The sequence below is a fragment of the Congregibacter sp. genome, assembly GCF_965660375.1.
Lineage (GTDB): Bacteria > Pseudomonadota > Gammaproteobacteria > Pseudomonadales > Halieaceae > Congregibacter.
In genome coordinates, this window is sequence record NZ_CBFHZO010000042.1 from 1 (window position 1) to 14,113 (window position 14,113).

10 protein-coding genes, 1 tRNA gene and 2 pseudogenes are annotated in these 14,113 nt (G+C 57.5%); 4 read left to right on the top strand and 9 right to left on the bottom strand.

Features of this window, described 5'->3' with window-relative positions; translation table 11 throughout:
• Positions 1-399 (top strand): annotated as a pseudogene (locus ACTG3T_RS03485) (hypothetical protein); the annotation flags it as partial.
• A gap of 10 nt (positions 400-409) precedes the next feature.
• Positions 410-2,740, top strand: a complete 2,331-nt coding sequence (locus ACTG3T_RS03490; RefSeq protein WP_439100877.1) for a hypothetical protein — start codon at positions 410-412, stop codon at positions 2,738-2,740.
• On the opposite strand, the gene ACTG3T_RS03495 is transcribed toward ACTG3T_RS03490, so the two are convergent.
• Together ACTG3T_RS03495 and ACTG3T_RS03500 are read right to left on the bottom strand one after the other, a co-directional pair.
• A complete protein-coding gene (locus ACTG3T_RS03495; protein ID WP_439100878.1) occupies positions 2,737-4,023 on the bottom strand; it encodes an amidohydrolase family protein in 1,287 nt (428 codons plus the stop codon). The two genes, ACTG3T_RS03490 and ACTG3T_RS03495, sit on opposite strands and share 4 nt — an antisense overlap.
• A 49-nt stretch (positions 4,024-4,072) precedes the next feature.
• Positions 4,073-4,149: transfer RNA gene (locus ACTG3T_RS03500), tRNA-Arg, on the bottom strand.
• A gap of 112 nt (positions 4,150-4,261) precedes the next feature.
• Between ACTG3T_RS03500 and ACTG3T_RS03505 the strand changes: the two genes are divergently transcribed.
• On the top strand, positions 4,262-5,383 hold the full coding sequence (locus ACTG3T_RS03505; RefSeq protein ID WP_439100879.1) for a PilT/PilU family type 4a pilus ATPase: 1,122 nt from the start codon (positions 4,262-4,264) through the stop codon (positions 5,381-5,383).
• A 69-nt stretch (positions 5,384-5,452) separates the two neighbouring features.
• On the opposite strand, the gene ACTG3T_RS03510 is transcribed toward ACTG3T_RS03505, so the two are convergent.
• The 7 genes from ACTG3T_RS03510 to pgi form a co-directional block, all read right to left on the bottom strand.
• Positions 5,453-6,454 carry a zinc-dependent alcohol dehydrogenase family protein gene (locus ACTG3T_RS03510; protein ID WP_439100880.1) on the bottom strand — a complete coding sequence of 334 codons (1,002 nt, stop codon included), beginning with the start codon at positions 6,452-6,454 and terminating at the stop codon, positions 5,453-5,455.
• Positions 6,455-6,581: 127 nt separating this feature from the next.
• On the bottom strand, positions 6,582-7,865 hold the full coding sequence (locus ACTG3T_RS03515; RefSeq protein WP_439100881.1) for an acetyl-CoA hydrolase/transferase family protein: 1,284 nt from the start codon (positions 7,863-7,865) through the stop codon (positions 6,582-6,584).
• A gap of 70 nt (positions 7,866-7,935) precedes the next feature.
• Complete coding sequence (locus tag ACTG3T_RS03520; protein ID WP_439100882.1) at positions 7,936-8,373, bottom strand: DUF3429 domain-containing protein; 438 nt, start codon at positions 8,371-8,373, stop codon at positions 7,936-7,938.
• Entirely contained in the window at positions 8,373-8,930 is a 558-nt protein-coding gene (locus tag ACTG3T_RS03525; RefSeq protein WP_439100886.1) for a DUF3833 domain-containing protein, read from the bottom strand. Before ACTG3T_RS03525 ends, ACTG3T_RS03520 begins: the two co-directional genes overlap by 1 nt.
• Before the next feature lie 264 nt (positions 8,931-9,194).
• Positions 9,195-9,560 carry a hypothetical protein gene (locus ACTG3T_RS03530; protein ID WP_439100883.1) on the bottom strand — a complete coding sequence of 122 codons (366 nt, stop codon included), beginning with the start codon at positions 9,558-9,560 and terminating at the stop codon, positions 9,195-9,197.
• A gap of 120 nt (positions 9,561-9,680) precedes the next feature.
• Complete coding sequence (locus tag ACTG3T_RS03535) at positions 9,681-11,525, bottom strand: propionyl-CoA synthetase (RefSeq protein WP_439100884.1); 1,845 nt, start codon at positions 11,523-11,525, stop codon at positions 9,681-9,683.
• Between the two features lie 101 nt (positions 11,526-11,626).
• Positions 11,627-13,303 (bottom strand): glucose-6-phosphate isomerase, encoded by a 1,677-nt coding sequence (pgi, locus tag ACTG3T_RS03540; protein ID WP_439100885.1) that lies wholly within the window; start codon positions 13,301-13,303, stop codon positions 11,627-11,629.
• 202 nt (positions 13,304-13,505) lie between these two features.
• On the opposite strand from pgi, the pseudogene ACTG3T_RS03545 reads away from it, so the two are divergent.
• Positions 13,506-14,113: pseudogene (locus ACTG3T_RS03545) on the top strand (cytochrome P450); the annotation flags it as partial.

Consider the following 14,113-nt stretch of genomic DNA (forward strand, 5'->3'; position numbering starts at 1 on the left):
AGCGGTCGCATCGACGACGGCGTCCTGAGCACAGCGCCCATCGATGAGGTCATCATCCCATGGATGAACCTCAACGTACCCTCAGTGCAGATTATTCGGGACCTGCGTTTCGAGTTGGCGCTGACCCCCGAGGGCGCCACAGGCCTTGTGGCGGGTTATGCAGATATCGATGCCTGGTATTACCAGCTCATTCGCAACGACTCCACGCACCACCTGAGTAACGGTCAGATTTCAGGTATCTCGCTATACAAAGCCCTGCGTCGCTTTGCGGACGCCTACCCCGACCCTCAAAGCGGCGAAGCTACCGCCATCTCCACGGCATTGGATGTGAAGATGCGCCAGGTTTTTATAGTCGACAACGACTCCGATAACAGCCTCGTTAAAACCGCCAACAAGTAGTGAGAGCAATATGAAACGACAGCTTTCGCGGCATGGCGACCGCTTTTGGCTTGTGAGCTCGCTTACCGTAAGCATCGCGGTAGTGCTCCTGAGTGCGATCAACGTCGCACTGATGGATACGGGCCTTGGAAACTTCACGGAGTTTTTCCTGGGTTTTGGTCTCGGGATTGTGGCGGTCATCACTGGGGCCATTTTCATCGCCCTAGTCCTGAAGGTGACCCACAGCATGCCTTTTGCGGCGCTAAGCCTTGTCGGTGGCTCGGTGCTTGCGCTGTGGTATCTGAACAGCAACAGTCCCGCGAGCATCGCAAGAACACTGCTGGACGACCCCAAATGGCAGATTGATCTCTCCCGGGATGCCCTGTCCTTTGGCTCACTCACAGGCCTCGTGCTCACCATCGGGGCACTCGCTGGGATCATCCTGCTGCTGTGGAAGAAGCACCTGGTGCTTGTAAAAGCCGCGCATCGCAGCCTGCTGTTTCTCCTGGCGGCGGTGCTTGTGACGATGAGTGCGGGGACCCTGTGGTCCTTGATGAGTGACGGCGGCAATCCCTACCCCGATGACGGTGCCTTCCCGGAGCTTCTGACTACCGCTGACTCTCTGGACTCTTCACGCCAATCAGGCCATCCGGGGGCTCCCGGCAGCTTTACAGTACAGGCGCTGACCTATGGCGCGGGCGCTAATCCACGACGCCCGGAGTTCGGCAGCGATCGGGATATCCATAGCCGCACCGTCGATGCCCGCAAACTATTGCCCCAGTGGGTGTCCCTGAAAAAACGCATGCGCGAATCCTACTGGGGGTTTGGCCTCGATCAAGCGCCGCTCAACGGCCGCGTCTGGATGCCGGAGGGCGAGGGGCCCTTTCCCCTGGTGCTCATCGTCCACGGCAATCATGGCATGGAAGATTACTCCGACGATGGTTATGCCTATCTTGGGGAGCTTCTGGCCAGTCGCGGTTTTATCACGGTATCCGTCGATCAGAACTACATCAACGGTAGCTGGTCCGGCGATTTTCAAGGGAAAGAGATGGCCGCCCGGGGATGGCTGCTTCTAGAACATCTGGCCCAGTGGCGCGACTGGAACCAGAGGCCGGGTCACCCCTTTGCCACCAAAATTGACATGAACAATATCGCGCTCGTGGGCCACTCCCGCGGCGGTGAGGCGGTATCGATTGCCCACAGCTTTAACCGCCTCAGTCATTTCCCCGATGATGCCACCGTTGCCTTTGACTACGGTTTTAATATTCGGGCACTGGTTGCCATCGCCCAGGTAGATCAACGCTATCACCGCCGTCTGCAACTGAGGGACGTGGACTTCTTTACCATCCATGGCAGCTATGACAGCGATGAACCCGCCTATCACGGGCTCCGCCAGATGAACCGCATCAGCCTCAGCAATGCCGACTACCATTTCAAGGCGGGGGTCTATCTGCACGGCGCGAACCATGGCCAGTTCAACTCCGGATGGGGACGTTACGACTACTCCCCACCGGGGGCCTGGCGCCTGAACGCAGCACCCATTATTCCTGGAGAAGACCAGCGCGAGGCCGCCAGAATCTATATCTCGGCCTTTTTGGAGGCGTCCCTGCACAATGACGCCCGATTCATGAGCTACCTGAAGGATCCCCGTGCCCTGGCTTCCTGGTTGCCAAAACACAGCTACGTTCATCAGTTCATGGATTCAAGCTTTGCCACCATCGCTGATTTTGAAGAAGACATTGATGCGGCGACCGGTAGTGAGGACGGCGTCCGCATCAGCACCCAGAATCTTGCTCTGTGGCGAGAGGAGGCGCTGCTACATAGAGACAAGCGGCTCCAGGGCAGTAACGCCGTGGTCCTGGGCTGGGATGCCCCCGGGGCCAGCTACGCCATCAGCAACCTTGATGCCGGGTTGATTACCGCGGAGCGTTCCCTGGTGTTCGCGGTGAGCGGTTCCCTGGAGAGACTGCCGGGCGCATCCTCTGCCAAGGAGGATGCTCATAACTCTGCGGCGCCGACTATCCCCGACTTCAGCATGAGCCTTTTGGGCGGTGGTCAGAAAGCGACCGTACAGGTTTCGGATTTCGCGCAGCTCATACCACCGGTACGCGTCCAGTACCTGAAGAACGAGAAACGCAACAAGGAGCAATACAACGCGCTCTGGGAGCCAGTGCTGCAGTACGTTGAGATTCCCTTCGCAGCCTTTAAGAAGATCAACCCGTCGCTTTCACTGGAAGACGTGCGCAGCCTTCGCCTGGACTTTAATCAGAGTGAAAGCGGCGTCCTAATCCTGGACAATATCGGCAGCGCGCGGCGTTTGTCGGTACCGGCGGAACCTGCGCAGAAACCTGCCGCTGACTAATAAGCGCCAGGCACCTGAGGGGGCATGTAGATCACGCCATCCTTCATCACCAGGTAGACTTCACGAAGTGCGGAGACATCCTCCGCGGGGTTGCCACGGACTGATATCAGATCGGCAAGCATGCCGCTTTTTACACTCCCCAGTGTTTGGCTGAGATGAAACAGCTTTGCATTCCCCGCCGTCGCAGCATGTAAAACATCTCTCACTTCCATGCCGTAATCCACCATCATTTCTAACTCGCGAACGTTATCCCCGTGGGGGTAAACGCCCACATCGCCGCCAAAACAGATAGCAACACCGCTATCGAGAGCAGCCTGAAAAGATTCGCGCTTTCTGGTAATGCGCTTCGGCTCGGGATTCGTGCCCTTCTCCCATCCACGGTATTGCGAGATCGCATCCCCCGCAGCCAGCGTTGGACACAGCGCGACGCCATGCTTTTTCATAAGGCGCAACACATCCGCTGTTGCACCATCTCCGTGTTCGATGGTCTCGACCCCGGCTAGCACCGCGCGACGCATGGCCTCAGCAGTGGACGCGTGAGCCGCGACGCTACGACCGCTACTTCGCGCCGTATCGACAATGGTTTTAAGCTCTTCAAGGGAAAATGTCGGGGCAGCGGTGCCCTCAGGGCCCCAGCGGTAATCAGCATAAACCTTCACAAAATCAATATTTCGACCGATTTGACTGCGAACCACCCGGACCAGATCGTCATAGCCGTCTGCAGTCTCCGCCCCCAGGGGTACATCAACGCCCTCATGAAAGCCCTTCGGACCATAGCTGCCGGTGGCAACAATGGCGCGACCTGCCACAATCAGGCGAGGTCCGGGAATCAGGCCTCCATTAATCGCATCTCGCACCGCTACATCGGCATAGCCGGCGCCCTCAGAGCCCAGATCACGCATGGTCGTCACACCGGCAAAAAGGCTGTCCCGCGCATGGTTTACGGCCCGAACGACGCGTTCAGCCTCTGACTCCTTGAGTACCTGATCATTCCAGGGCGTCTCGCTGTAAGGGTGCAGAAGTACGTGGGAGTGCCCCTCGATCAACCCGGGCATCAGAGTCTGCCCTGCCAGATCCCGGGTGTCATCGACGGCAACGGCTGGGGCTTTGCCACGGGGGCCCGCATAGAGAATGGTCTCGTCCGACACCATGACAATCCAGTTTTCGTGAAGATCTCTGCCGTCAAAAACCCGCGAAGGCTCCAATAGCGTCACTTCAGCCCGTGCAGACAGCGTGAAGGCCAGGAGCGTGGGAACCAGGTAAGCGAGAAAAAATCGTCTCATGGACAGCCTCAATAGGAGCCCGGGCCTGTGGCGGCCCGGCCCATGGATATGGTCCGCCTGGCAAGAGTCGAACTTGCGACCTGCCGCTTAGGAGGCGGCTGCTCTATCCTGCTGAGCTACAGGCGGGGAAACTTTTGCATTCTAGCTGAAACTCCCGATACACCCCAGCTGTAAAGAACGCTTTTCGCGCTACACCAGCAATGCGATACTCAAAGACTTGGTAGCAGAGGTGTAAGCGATGAGCGACATGAATCTCGAAATTGCCCCCTATCTGGCCCTGATGGTCAATAAGGACGGCGAGGACATCTACTTCCACTCGGGTGCAAAAATCCTCATTAAGGGCCCCTTCGGCTTCGCCTGGCTGGGTGAGCAACTGCAAGCCGGGCAGGTGGATCACATTTTTCGAAGCATTGCCTCGGACAAAAAAATCATGGAGTTCGAGGAACACGGCGAAGTCGATTTCAGCCTGGGCGTCCCTAAGCTTGGACGATTCCGGGGTTCTGCCTTTAGGCAACGCGGCGAAACCTCCCTGGTGTTTCGCTATGTACGCAACGACATCCCCACGGTCGAGGAACTGGGATTACCCAGCGTACTCAACGACCTGGTCATGGAAAAAAACGGTCTGGTCGTCGTGGTGGGCGCCACGGGTTCCGGAAAATCGACCTCCCTTGCCGCCATGATTGACCACCGCAATACAAATGCCGCCGGGCATATTCTCACCCTGGAAGATCCCATCGAGTACCTCCACAGTCACAAACGCTCGGTAGTCGCCCAGCGGGAAATCGGGGTCGACACGGAAAGCTATAGCACGGGCATCCGCTCGGCCATGCGTTCCGCGCCGAACGTCATTCTGCTCGGAGAAATCCGTGACCATGAAACCATGGAGTTCGGCCTTAAGTTTGCCAACACCGGCCACCTCTGCCTGACCACGCTTCATGCAAACAATGCAGTTTCGGCCCTCGAACGGATGATCACTTTTTTCCCGCCGGAGGATCAGGGCAACGAGGTCGTGAGAATTGCCCAGAACCTTCGCGGCATCATCTCCCAGCGTTTGGTGCCCACCATAGACGGCGGCAAGTGCGCGGCGATGGAGGTGTTGATCAACACGCCCAGGGTGCAGGACCTGATCACCAAGCAGGACCTTACGGAACTGCGCAGCACTATCGAGCAGGGCAGCAAATATCAGATGCGTACCTTTGATCAGGCGCTTATTGAACTCTACGAAAAAGGCATTATCTCGGCGGAGACAGCCGTGGAGTACTCTGACTCCAAGAACAACGTGTCGCTGCATATTCGCCTCAACAAGGGAGGTGCCTTTGACAACGTAGACCTGGAGCTTGACGAAATCGAGGGTCGCTAACAGCCTTGATTTACGCAACCACCGCGGGGCCGGCGGGCCCCGACTTTAAGTAGATGGCTGCAGTGACGCCTAGCTCAGATCCAGGCCAATCTTCCCAAAATGCTGTCCGCTTTCCTGATAACGAAAAGCCTCCGCGAGTTCCCTCAGGGCAAAGCTGCGATCCAGCACCGGACGCAACGCCCATTCCTCAAAGGCTTTGGTCATATTGGCCTGATGATGACGGGAGCCCACAGTGATGCCGGACATGGTTGCGTTGCGCTGAAAAAATTCTGCGAGGGGCACATCGCCGGATATCCCCGTTAACACCCCGATCATGCTGATAGCGCCTCCAACACGAAGAGCTCGCACAGACTGGGTGACCGTGCCGGGTCCGCCCACTTCCACTACCAGGCTGACACCGCCGCTAATCTCCGCCGCCTGACGGCCCCACTCGGGCTGCTCACGATAATTAATGACTTCATCGGCACCCAGGTCCTTGAGCTTTTGGAGCTTGGCTTCACTTGAGGATGTGGCCAAAACTTTGCATCCGAGCGCCTTGGCAATCTGCAGGGCAAAAATGCTCACGCCGCCCGTGCCTTGTACAAGCACCCACTCCCCGCTCTGCAGACTTGTTTCTTCTACCAGCGCCCGCCATGCCGTCAGACCGGCGCAGGGCAGTGTTGCAGCCTCAGCGAAGCTCATATGCGATGGCATTGGGGAGAATGCACTGGCAGCCATGGTCACAGTCTCACTGGCAAAGCCATCCACGTGGTCCCCCGGTACGCCGAGGAGCCCTTCTAATGTTGCACCGCCGCTCTCCCAATTGGGGAAAAAGCAGCTCATCACGCGATCACCCTCGGCAAAGCCCGTGACCCCCTCACCCACAGCAGTCACCTCACCGGCACCATCAGACATGGGTATACGAAGGTCGTCCACGGGGAGGAGGCCAGTCGCCACCAGATAGTCGTGATAGTTCAGAGAGCTTGCGTGCACCCGTACCTGGATTTCGCCGGCCTCGGGGGCCCGAGGGCTGGACTCACCGAGGGCGAGGCTGTCCAACCCCCCGGGTTTCGCGACGTAGATGTGTTGCATTCCTATCTCCTGTAGATATTTGCCTGAAAAGCGTTACTGTCCATGCTCGCGCGGCTGTATGTAGCCAGAGTGTAGAAAGAGCAGCAAGAGCAGCAAGAGTAAGCAGAGTAGCCGAAGTGCAGGACGGCTAGGACAGTTTAAGTTTGAGGGTATCCCGGGCCTCCCGGGAGAGAGACTCCTGAAAGTCCGGATGGGCAATAGCAATAAGATCCCTGGCTCGCTGCCCGAGAGATCGTCCCCGAAGCTCTGCCACGCCGAATTCCGTAACAACATAGTCGACCTGGGCACGGGTGGTAACCACACCGGCACCCGCTGCAAGGGTCGTGACCAAACGCGACAACGCGCCTTTCTGCGCAGTACTGGGAAGCGCGATGATCGATTTGCCATGCTCCGAATAGGTTGCCCCCAGAACGAAGTCGACCTGCCCTCCAACGCCGGAATAAATCTGATGGCCAATGGAGTCGGCGCAGACCTGCCCCGAAAGGTCGATCTGCAAAGCACTGTTGATGGAGGTTACCCGTGAATTCTTGGCAATCACCGTGGGGTTGTTCACAAACTCGATATCGAGAAAAGTCACTTCCGGGTTGTCATGGACATGGGCGTAAAGCGCATCGCTGCCCATGGTAAATCCGGTAACGCTCCGGCCCATGGCGATTTTCTTGTTGGCGTTGTTGATAACACCCGATTCCAATAGCGGTAGCACCCCATCAGAAAACATTTCCGTGTGAACCCCCAGGTTCTTGCGGTCACCCAGGCAGCGCAGCGCCGCATCGGGAATCGCACCGATGCCCATCTGCAGACAGGCACCGTCGTCAACCAGGCTGGCAACGTTCGCCCCAATGCGACTCTCGATGTCTGTGCTTCCCTTAATGCCCACGTTAATCAGCGGCTCAGGCTGCTGGAAGGCGCTGTGGATGTCCCGCACGTTGATGAAACTGTCACCATGAGTGCGCGGCATGAGGGGATTGATGTGGGCGACAATTCTGTCCGCGACATCGCAGGCCGCCTTGGTCGCTTCCACGGAGATACCCAGGGAGCAGTTGCCATGCCTGTCGGGAGGAGACACCTGAATCAATGCGGTATCCACCCGCTGCTCGCCTTTTCGGAAAAGCTTGGGAATTTCGGAGAGAAACATAGGCACGTAATCGGCCCTTCCATCATTGATCAGTTTGCGAGTCTCCTTTCCCGCAAAAAAACAGCGGTGGCGGAGATGGCCCTGCAACTCCGGTGCCGTCACCTTGTCCGCGTGCTCAAGGTGGAGTTGCATCAGAGTAATGTCTCTGCAGGAGGTGGCATGTTCCGCCAGGGCATCCAGGAGAAGTACCGGCGTGGCCGCCATGGAATGAGACCAAATGTACTCGCCGCTACGAATGTTGCCCACGGCTTCCAATGCACTATCGCAGTACTTCATGGAAACTGTTTCCGAGAAATTCATAGGCGAGTCTAGCGCCCGACCTGCGCTTTCCGCAACGCGACCGGATCTAGGATGTCGCCCTCATGGTCAAGCCTGTGGCGAACATCAGATGGGTAATCACTGCCGTGAAGGTCAACCAGCTGCGCATGCGGGTGTACCAGGGGGCCCGGTGGGGGAGCTGGCGCTCGTACCAGAGCAGTGCTAGGTGCCCCAGCATCAGCAACAAAGCGGCCAACAATGGCTGCGCCGTCAACATCGCCAATACCGCAAACAGTACAATACCGTTACTGATAAAAATGGCTGCGCCCTGCCCCACGGTAGGCTCGGGAAGCGTTTCTCCCCACAACGTACCGCCTAAAAAACACAGGATCGCCGTAGAGTAGAGAAGAAAGCTGCGCTGGGACAATGCCAATAGCAGGTCATCGAGAAACATCACCCCAAGAGACGCGGCGATAAACGGTGTCAGCCCGGCGATCCCAAGGGCCTGCATCAAACGCATGGACATCAGGCAGACGGATCCAGGCGTTCGATGCTGAGCACGATTTCGCCCACGCGGAATCCGAACTTACGCATTTGGGACTCGTTGATGAGAACGTCCGGTGTGAGCAGATACATGCGATCATCGATTTTCAAGTCGATGGTGCCATCACCATAGGGCACCCGTAGCACATAATCTAGAAACATCGCGTTACCCGCAACGCTGGCACGCCCTTCTCCCACCACATCGCCGGCTGTGGCCACATACACCCCGTCACCCGCCGGCGTCAGCGTCCACACCCGACGACTCTCCTCTCCGTCATCAAATACAAAGTCCTCTTCCAGGATGCCGGTTCCGTCTGTCCAGTAAGCGTTGATGTCGGCGGTAAAACGACGGATAACCTCGCCGCCACGATCCTTCAGGACGCCCCGGGCAACCAGTGCCCCATCGAAGAACCGTTCCGGCTCAAAGGTGGGCTCTTCCCCTGCATAATCTTCCACAGAAATATTGCTGCAAGCCGACAGCAGCGCAGCCAGCGCAAGGGAAGTGAGCAACATGAGATGCCGGGTGAAGCGCATAAACACATCCAAATCGATTGATTGCTGACCTTACGCAGAAGCCTCCCGGGGGGATCATGCAGCATCACATAGTAATACCGAAGGACCCAGCCGCGACTCAGACAGTCAGCGAAGTAGGAGCGAAACATCAGGCAAAAAAAACCCGACCAACAGGTCGGGTTAAAATATACATCCATCTGGGGGAGAGATGGTGTTTACCGCAACGCTTGCGCGTTACTCAGACAGAATACGGTCCCCTGAGAGCTATCGGATCACCCTGCTCTAAAAAAATTACAACGAAACGGTCCGGCTTACCGCCTGAGCGCCATAGGCACAGGTCTCGCTGTTGCTGAAGGACTCCAGGCGACGATTGGCAATGTCCATATCGCCGGAGGACACGCCAAACAGCAGGCCATCGATGTACCCCAAAGCCTTGGCGTAAATCACATCAACCTGTGCATCGGACAAATCGCCAACAGCCTCGTCAAACCGAGTATTGAACTGATCTTCGTTAAGGTAACCCAAGGCGTCGTCGGCAAGCACGCAGCCCAAATGCTGTGCCGCGCTCAGTTCAACGGAACTCAGGGTAAGCGCCTGGCTCGGCAGGCTTACCACCACCGCTACCAGAGAAGTAAAAAATGCACTGCGAAATTTCATGACCGCAAGCCCAGTAAAAAGAATGAGTGCACCATAACGGCGAAATGTGACACTTATGTGTCACAAAAATGACAAAGAAATGACAAAGAAATTACAGCTGAAGGACAGAATTGGCGGGGATCAGCGATTGACGATGGCAGCGCTAATTTCGTCGAGGATAGCGGGATCGTCAATGGTTGCGGGCACCCTAAAAGACTCACCGTCGGCAATACTGCGCATGATGCCGCGGAGTATCTTTCCCGAACGGGTTTTTGGTAGTCGTTTAACAATGTAGCACTGCTTGAAGGCCGCCACGGGGCCGATTACCTCCCTCACAGACGCGATTACCTCCGAGACAATTTCTCCCTCAGGGCGGGACACTCCGTCGGAAAGAACCATCAGCCCCAGGGGAAGCTGCCCCTTGAGAGCATCCGCCACGCCAATCACCGCACACTCAGCGACATCTGGATGGGCGGCCAGTACCTCTTCCATGGCGCCGGTGGAGAGGCGATGACCCGCCACATTAATCACATCGTCGGTTCTCGCCATGACAAACACATAGCCGTTGGCATCGATATAGCCCGCATCACCGGTTTCATAAAAGCCCGGGTAACGTGAAAAATAGGCGCTTTCAAAACGCTCATCGGCATTCCATAGCGTGGTGAAGGTACCCGGTGGCAGGGGCAGGCGCACGGCAAGGGCGCCAATAGTATCAGGCCCCACAAGCTCACCCTGCTCATCAAGCACCACCACGTCGTACCCCGGTACGGCGCGCGCCGGGGACCCGGCTACCACAGGTACGGCCTCGATCCCCAGGCAGTTTGCACAGATGGGCCAGCCGGTTTCCGTCTGCCACCAGTGATCAATCACAGGCACGGACAGCTGCTGCTCGGCCCAGTGAAGCGTGTCTGGATCACAACGCTCTCCTGCCAGAAACAGGGCTTTGAGACCCTTGAGATCATAATCAGCCATCAACGCCGCATCGGGGTCCTCCTTTCGAATAGCCCGAAAAGCTGTGGGCGCAGTGAACAGCACACTGACATTATGCTCCTCGATCACACGCCAGTACGCCCCCGCATCCGGCGTGCCCACCGGTTTGCCTTCGTAAAGGAGGGTCGTGTTACCGTTGAATAATGGGCCGTAGACGATATAACTGTGTCCCACCACCCAGCCCACATCGGACGCCGCCCAGAAGACCTCCCCGGGCGCTACGTTGTAGATGCTCTGCATACTCCATTTCAGCGCAACGATGCCACCGGCAGTATCGCGCACAACCCCTTTGGGTTGTCCTGTGGTGCCTGAGGTGTAGAGGATGTAGAGAGGATGATTTGCCGGCACAGGGACACAATCGTGAGGCGAGGCTGCCGCCATGGCAGTCCCCCAGGCAAGATCCCTCCCCTCGACCATCTCCGCCTGAAGCTCCGGACGCTGAACCACGATGCAGCAATGGGGTTTGTGCACCGACTGCTCAATAGCGTCATCCAGGAGCGGCTTGTAGGCAATAACGCGGCTGGGCTCAATGCCGCAGGACGCCGAGAGAATCAGCCTGGGCGCGGCATCATCGATACGCACGGCGAGTTCGTTACTGGCAAAGCCACCAAACACCACCGAATGCACTGCCCCCAAACGAGCGCAGGCGAGCATGCCGATCACCGCTTCCGGGATCATAGGCATGTAAATCAACACGCGGTCTCCCATGGACACACCCTGCGCCGCCATGGCGCCAGCGCAGCGGGCCACCGCGTCCAGCAATTGCTCATAGCTATAGCTGCGTTGATGCTGCGTCACCGGACTGTCCACAATAAGCGCAGTCTGATCCCCACGCCCCTCCGACACGTGCAGATCCAGGGCGTTGTAACAGGCGTTGGTCACACCGTCGGGGTACCAGCGATAGAACGGCGGGCGGGAGTCGTCCAACAAGCGGGTGGGCGCTTCGTACCAATAGATATTCCGCGCTTCCTGCATCCAATCAAGGGTTATTGTCATGAGGGTGGAGTCCTTCCCGTGGCCTTTCCGGGAGCCTAGCGATGCAACGGAACGGCCGCAATGCGACGATGGTAGTAGCTACCCCTCCCAGGCGGTGGCTCTCAGAAGGAGCGACGATGACGGCGTATCCAGTGCAGCAACTGCACAGTAGACGGATCCAGCCCTCCCTCTCCCTCTACCTCTACCTGCACCGGGCTCGAAGAATCGTCGATGAGAGGCAGTAGCTCGCTGGCCAGTTGCTTACCCAACTCCACCCCCCATTGATCAAAGGAATTGATGTCCCAGATCACCCCCTGTACAAATATTTTGTGCTCATACAGCGCCACCAGCGCGCCAAGGCGCCCGGGCGTCAGACGGTCCATGAGAATCGTGTTGCTGGGTCGATCACCCTCAAAAACCTTATGGGGAGCGAGCATTTTTATGGCGTCTGCATCCATGCCCTGCGCGGCCAGCTCACTGCACACTGCATCCAGAGATTTACCGCACATCAGGGCCCGGGGTTGAGCCAGTAGATTCGCCAGAAGCTTGGGATGATGATCACCCAGCTCCTGCTGGGAGTTCACCGCGCCAATAAAATCACAGGACACCAGATCCGTGCCCTGATGTAGCAACTGGTAGAAGGCGTGCTGACCATTGGTGCCCGCCTCGCCAAAAATAACTGGCCCGGTTTTCAGGGCGGGACCCTGTCCATTGAGGCACACCGACTTACCATTGGACTCCATGTCCGCCTGCTGTAAATAGGCGGGAAGCCGGTGCAGATGCTGGTCATAGGGAAGAATCGCATGTACCCCGATATCCTCCAGGTTTCGGTTCCAGATGCCCATGAGCGCCAAGAGCACCGGCATATTGTCGCCAAGGGCGGCATGACGAAAGTGCTCATCCATGGCAAATGCGCCGTCCAAGAGCTCAAGAAAACCCGCCTTACCCACCTGAAGCGCAATAGACAGACCGATGGAAGACCACAGCGAGTAACGACCGCCTACCCAGTCCCAGAATCCAAAGGTGTTGTCGGCAGCGATGCCAAAAGCCTCCACAGCGGCCTGATTAGTCGACAGCGCTACAAAATGATCCTTTATGCCTTCTCGGGTACCGCCCTGGGCAAGAAACCAATCAAGGGCACTTCGCGCATTGGTCATGGTTTCCTGGGTGCTGAAGGTCTTTGACGCCACAATAAACAGCGTTGTCTCGGGATCCAGCTGCGCCAGAGTGTCACCCAGGTGCTGTCCATCCACGTTGGAGACAAAAAAACTCCGTCGTCCGACGATCCAATAGGGGCGCAGGGCTTCAACGATCATCACCGGACCCAGGTCGGAACCACCGATACCGATATTGACCACGGTGGTGAGCGGCTTGCCCGTCGCACCCAAACGCTGACCGCTGTGGATATCCTCGACAAAAGAGAGCATGCGGTCCCGCTCCCGCGTGGCGACAGCGCAGACATCTTCGCCATCAACCACCAGCTCCCGTCCTGAGCGGTCGCGCAGTGCAGTGTGGAGAACCGCCCGATGCTCCGTGCCATTGATTCGATCGCCATTGAACATCGCTGCAATGCTATCGGGGACTTCGCAGGCCTCCGCCAGCTGCAGGAGAAGGTCCACCGCAGCGCGGGAAACATGGTTCTTGGAATAATCCAGGTAGAGGCCTGCGGCCTCAAGGGAAAAGTCCCGAGCGCGCTCACCTTCGGCATCAAAGAGTCTGAGCGTGGGTACATCGGCAAGAGCTGCCTGTTCCTGTCGCAAGGCATCCCAAATCGCTGTGCCACTTTTTTTGCTCGTCATGATACTCCGCTCGTCGGTCTGCTTACGCCGCCCCCATGATAAACCCAGACGCGCGACGAAGATGAGCGCCGAGGGAAAAACATCCATCACCCGTGGGAATCAGCACTCAGACAGTATTCTTTAGCCCCTTCCCTGAGGGCATAGCCGTCTTGCATAACTTTGCTTACAATCACCCGCAGCAAAACAACAAGAGATACCTACCATGAATGCACCGGCACCCTCCTCTCCAAAAATCCCCGAGCACGATCCGGATCAGGTCAACGTAGATCCCTACTCTGTACCCCTGGACAAGCTCGACGTTTCCAACCCCTACCTTTTTGAAGCGGATGTTCACTGGCCATGGTTTAAACGCCTCCGCGATGAGGCGCCAGTACACTTCTGCGCCGAAAGCGAGTTTGGCCCCTATTGGTCCATTACCCGCTATGAAGACATCATGACCGTGGACACCTCGCACAAGACCTTCTCGTCCGAACCTGCGATCACTATCCGCGACCAGGACGATGATTTTCAGCTACCGATGTTTATCGCCATGGACCGGCCCAAGCACGATGTGCAGCGTAAGACCGTCAGTCCCACGGTGGGCGCGGAAGCGCTGCGGGAATTTGAACCGGTCATACGCGAGCGCACTCGTGATGTGCTGGACAATCTGCCAGTGGGGGAGCCCTTCAACTGGGTGGAGCGAGTCTCCATCGAGCTCACCACCCGGATGTTGGCCACGCTGTTTGACTTTCCCTACGAGGAGCGGAGCAAGCTCACCTGGTGGTCGGACATGACCACCACCCTCCCCGGGCAGGGGATGGTCGAAACCGA

Excerpts from the sequence above, each read along its gene's own strand:
- ACTG3T_RS03505 (WP_439100879.1), top strand. The coding sequence starts at position 4,262 with ATGAGCGACATGAATCTCGAAATTGCCCCCTATCTGGCCCTGATGGTC.
- pgi (WP_439100885.1), bottom strand. The coding sequence starts at position 13,303 with ATGACGAGCAAAAAAAGTGGCACAGCGATTTGGGATGCCTTGCGACAG.
- ACTG3T_RS03535 (WP_439100884.1), bottom strand. The coding sequence starts at position 11,525 with ATGACAATAACCCTTGATTGGATGCAGGAAGCGCGGAATATCTATTGG.
- ACTG3T_RS03490 (WP_439100877.1), top strand. The coding sequence starts at position 410 with ATGAAACGACAGCTTTCGCGGCATGGCGACCGCTTTTGGCTTGTGAGC.
- ACTG3T_RS03520 (WP_439100882.1), bottom strand. The coding sequence starts at position 8,373 with ATGTCCATGCGTTTGATGCAGGCCCTTGGGATCGCCGGGCTGACACCG.
- ACTG3T_RS03510 (WP_439100880.1), bottom strand. The coding sequence starts at position 6,454 with ATGCAACACATCTACGTCGCGAAACCCGGGGGGTTGGACAGCCTCGCC.
- ACTG3T_RS03530 (WP_439100883.1), bottom strand. The coding sequence starts at position 9,560 with ATGAAATTTCGCAGTGCATTTTTTACTTCTCTGGTAGCGGTGGTGGTA.
- ACTG3T_RS03495 (WP_439100878.1), bottom strand. The coding sequence starts at position 4,023 with ATGAGACGATTTTTTCTCGCTTACCTGGTTCCCACGCTCCTGGCCTTC.
- ACTG3T_RS03515 (WP_439100881.1), bottom strand. The coding sequence starts at position 7,865 with ATGAAGTACTGCGATAGTGCATTGGAAGCCGTGGGCAACATTCGTAGC.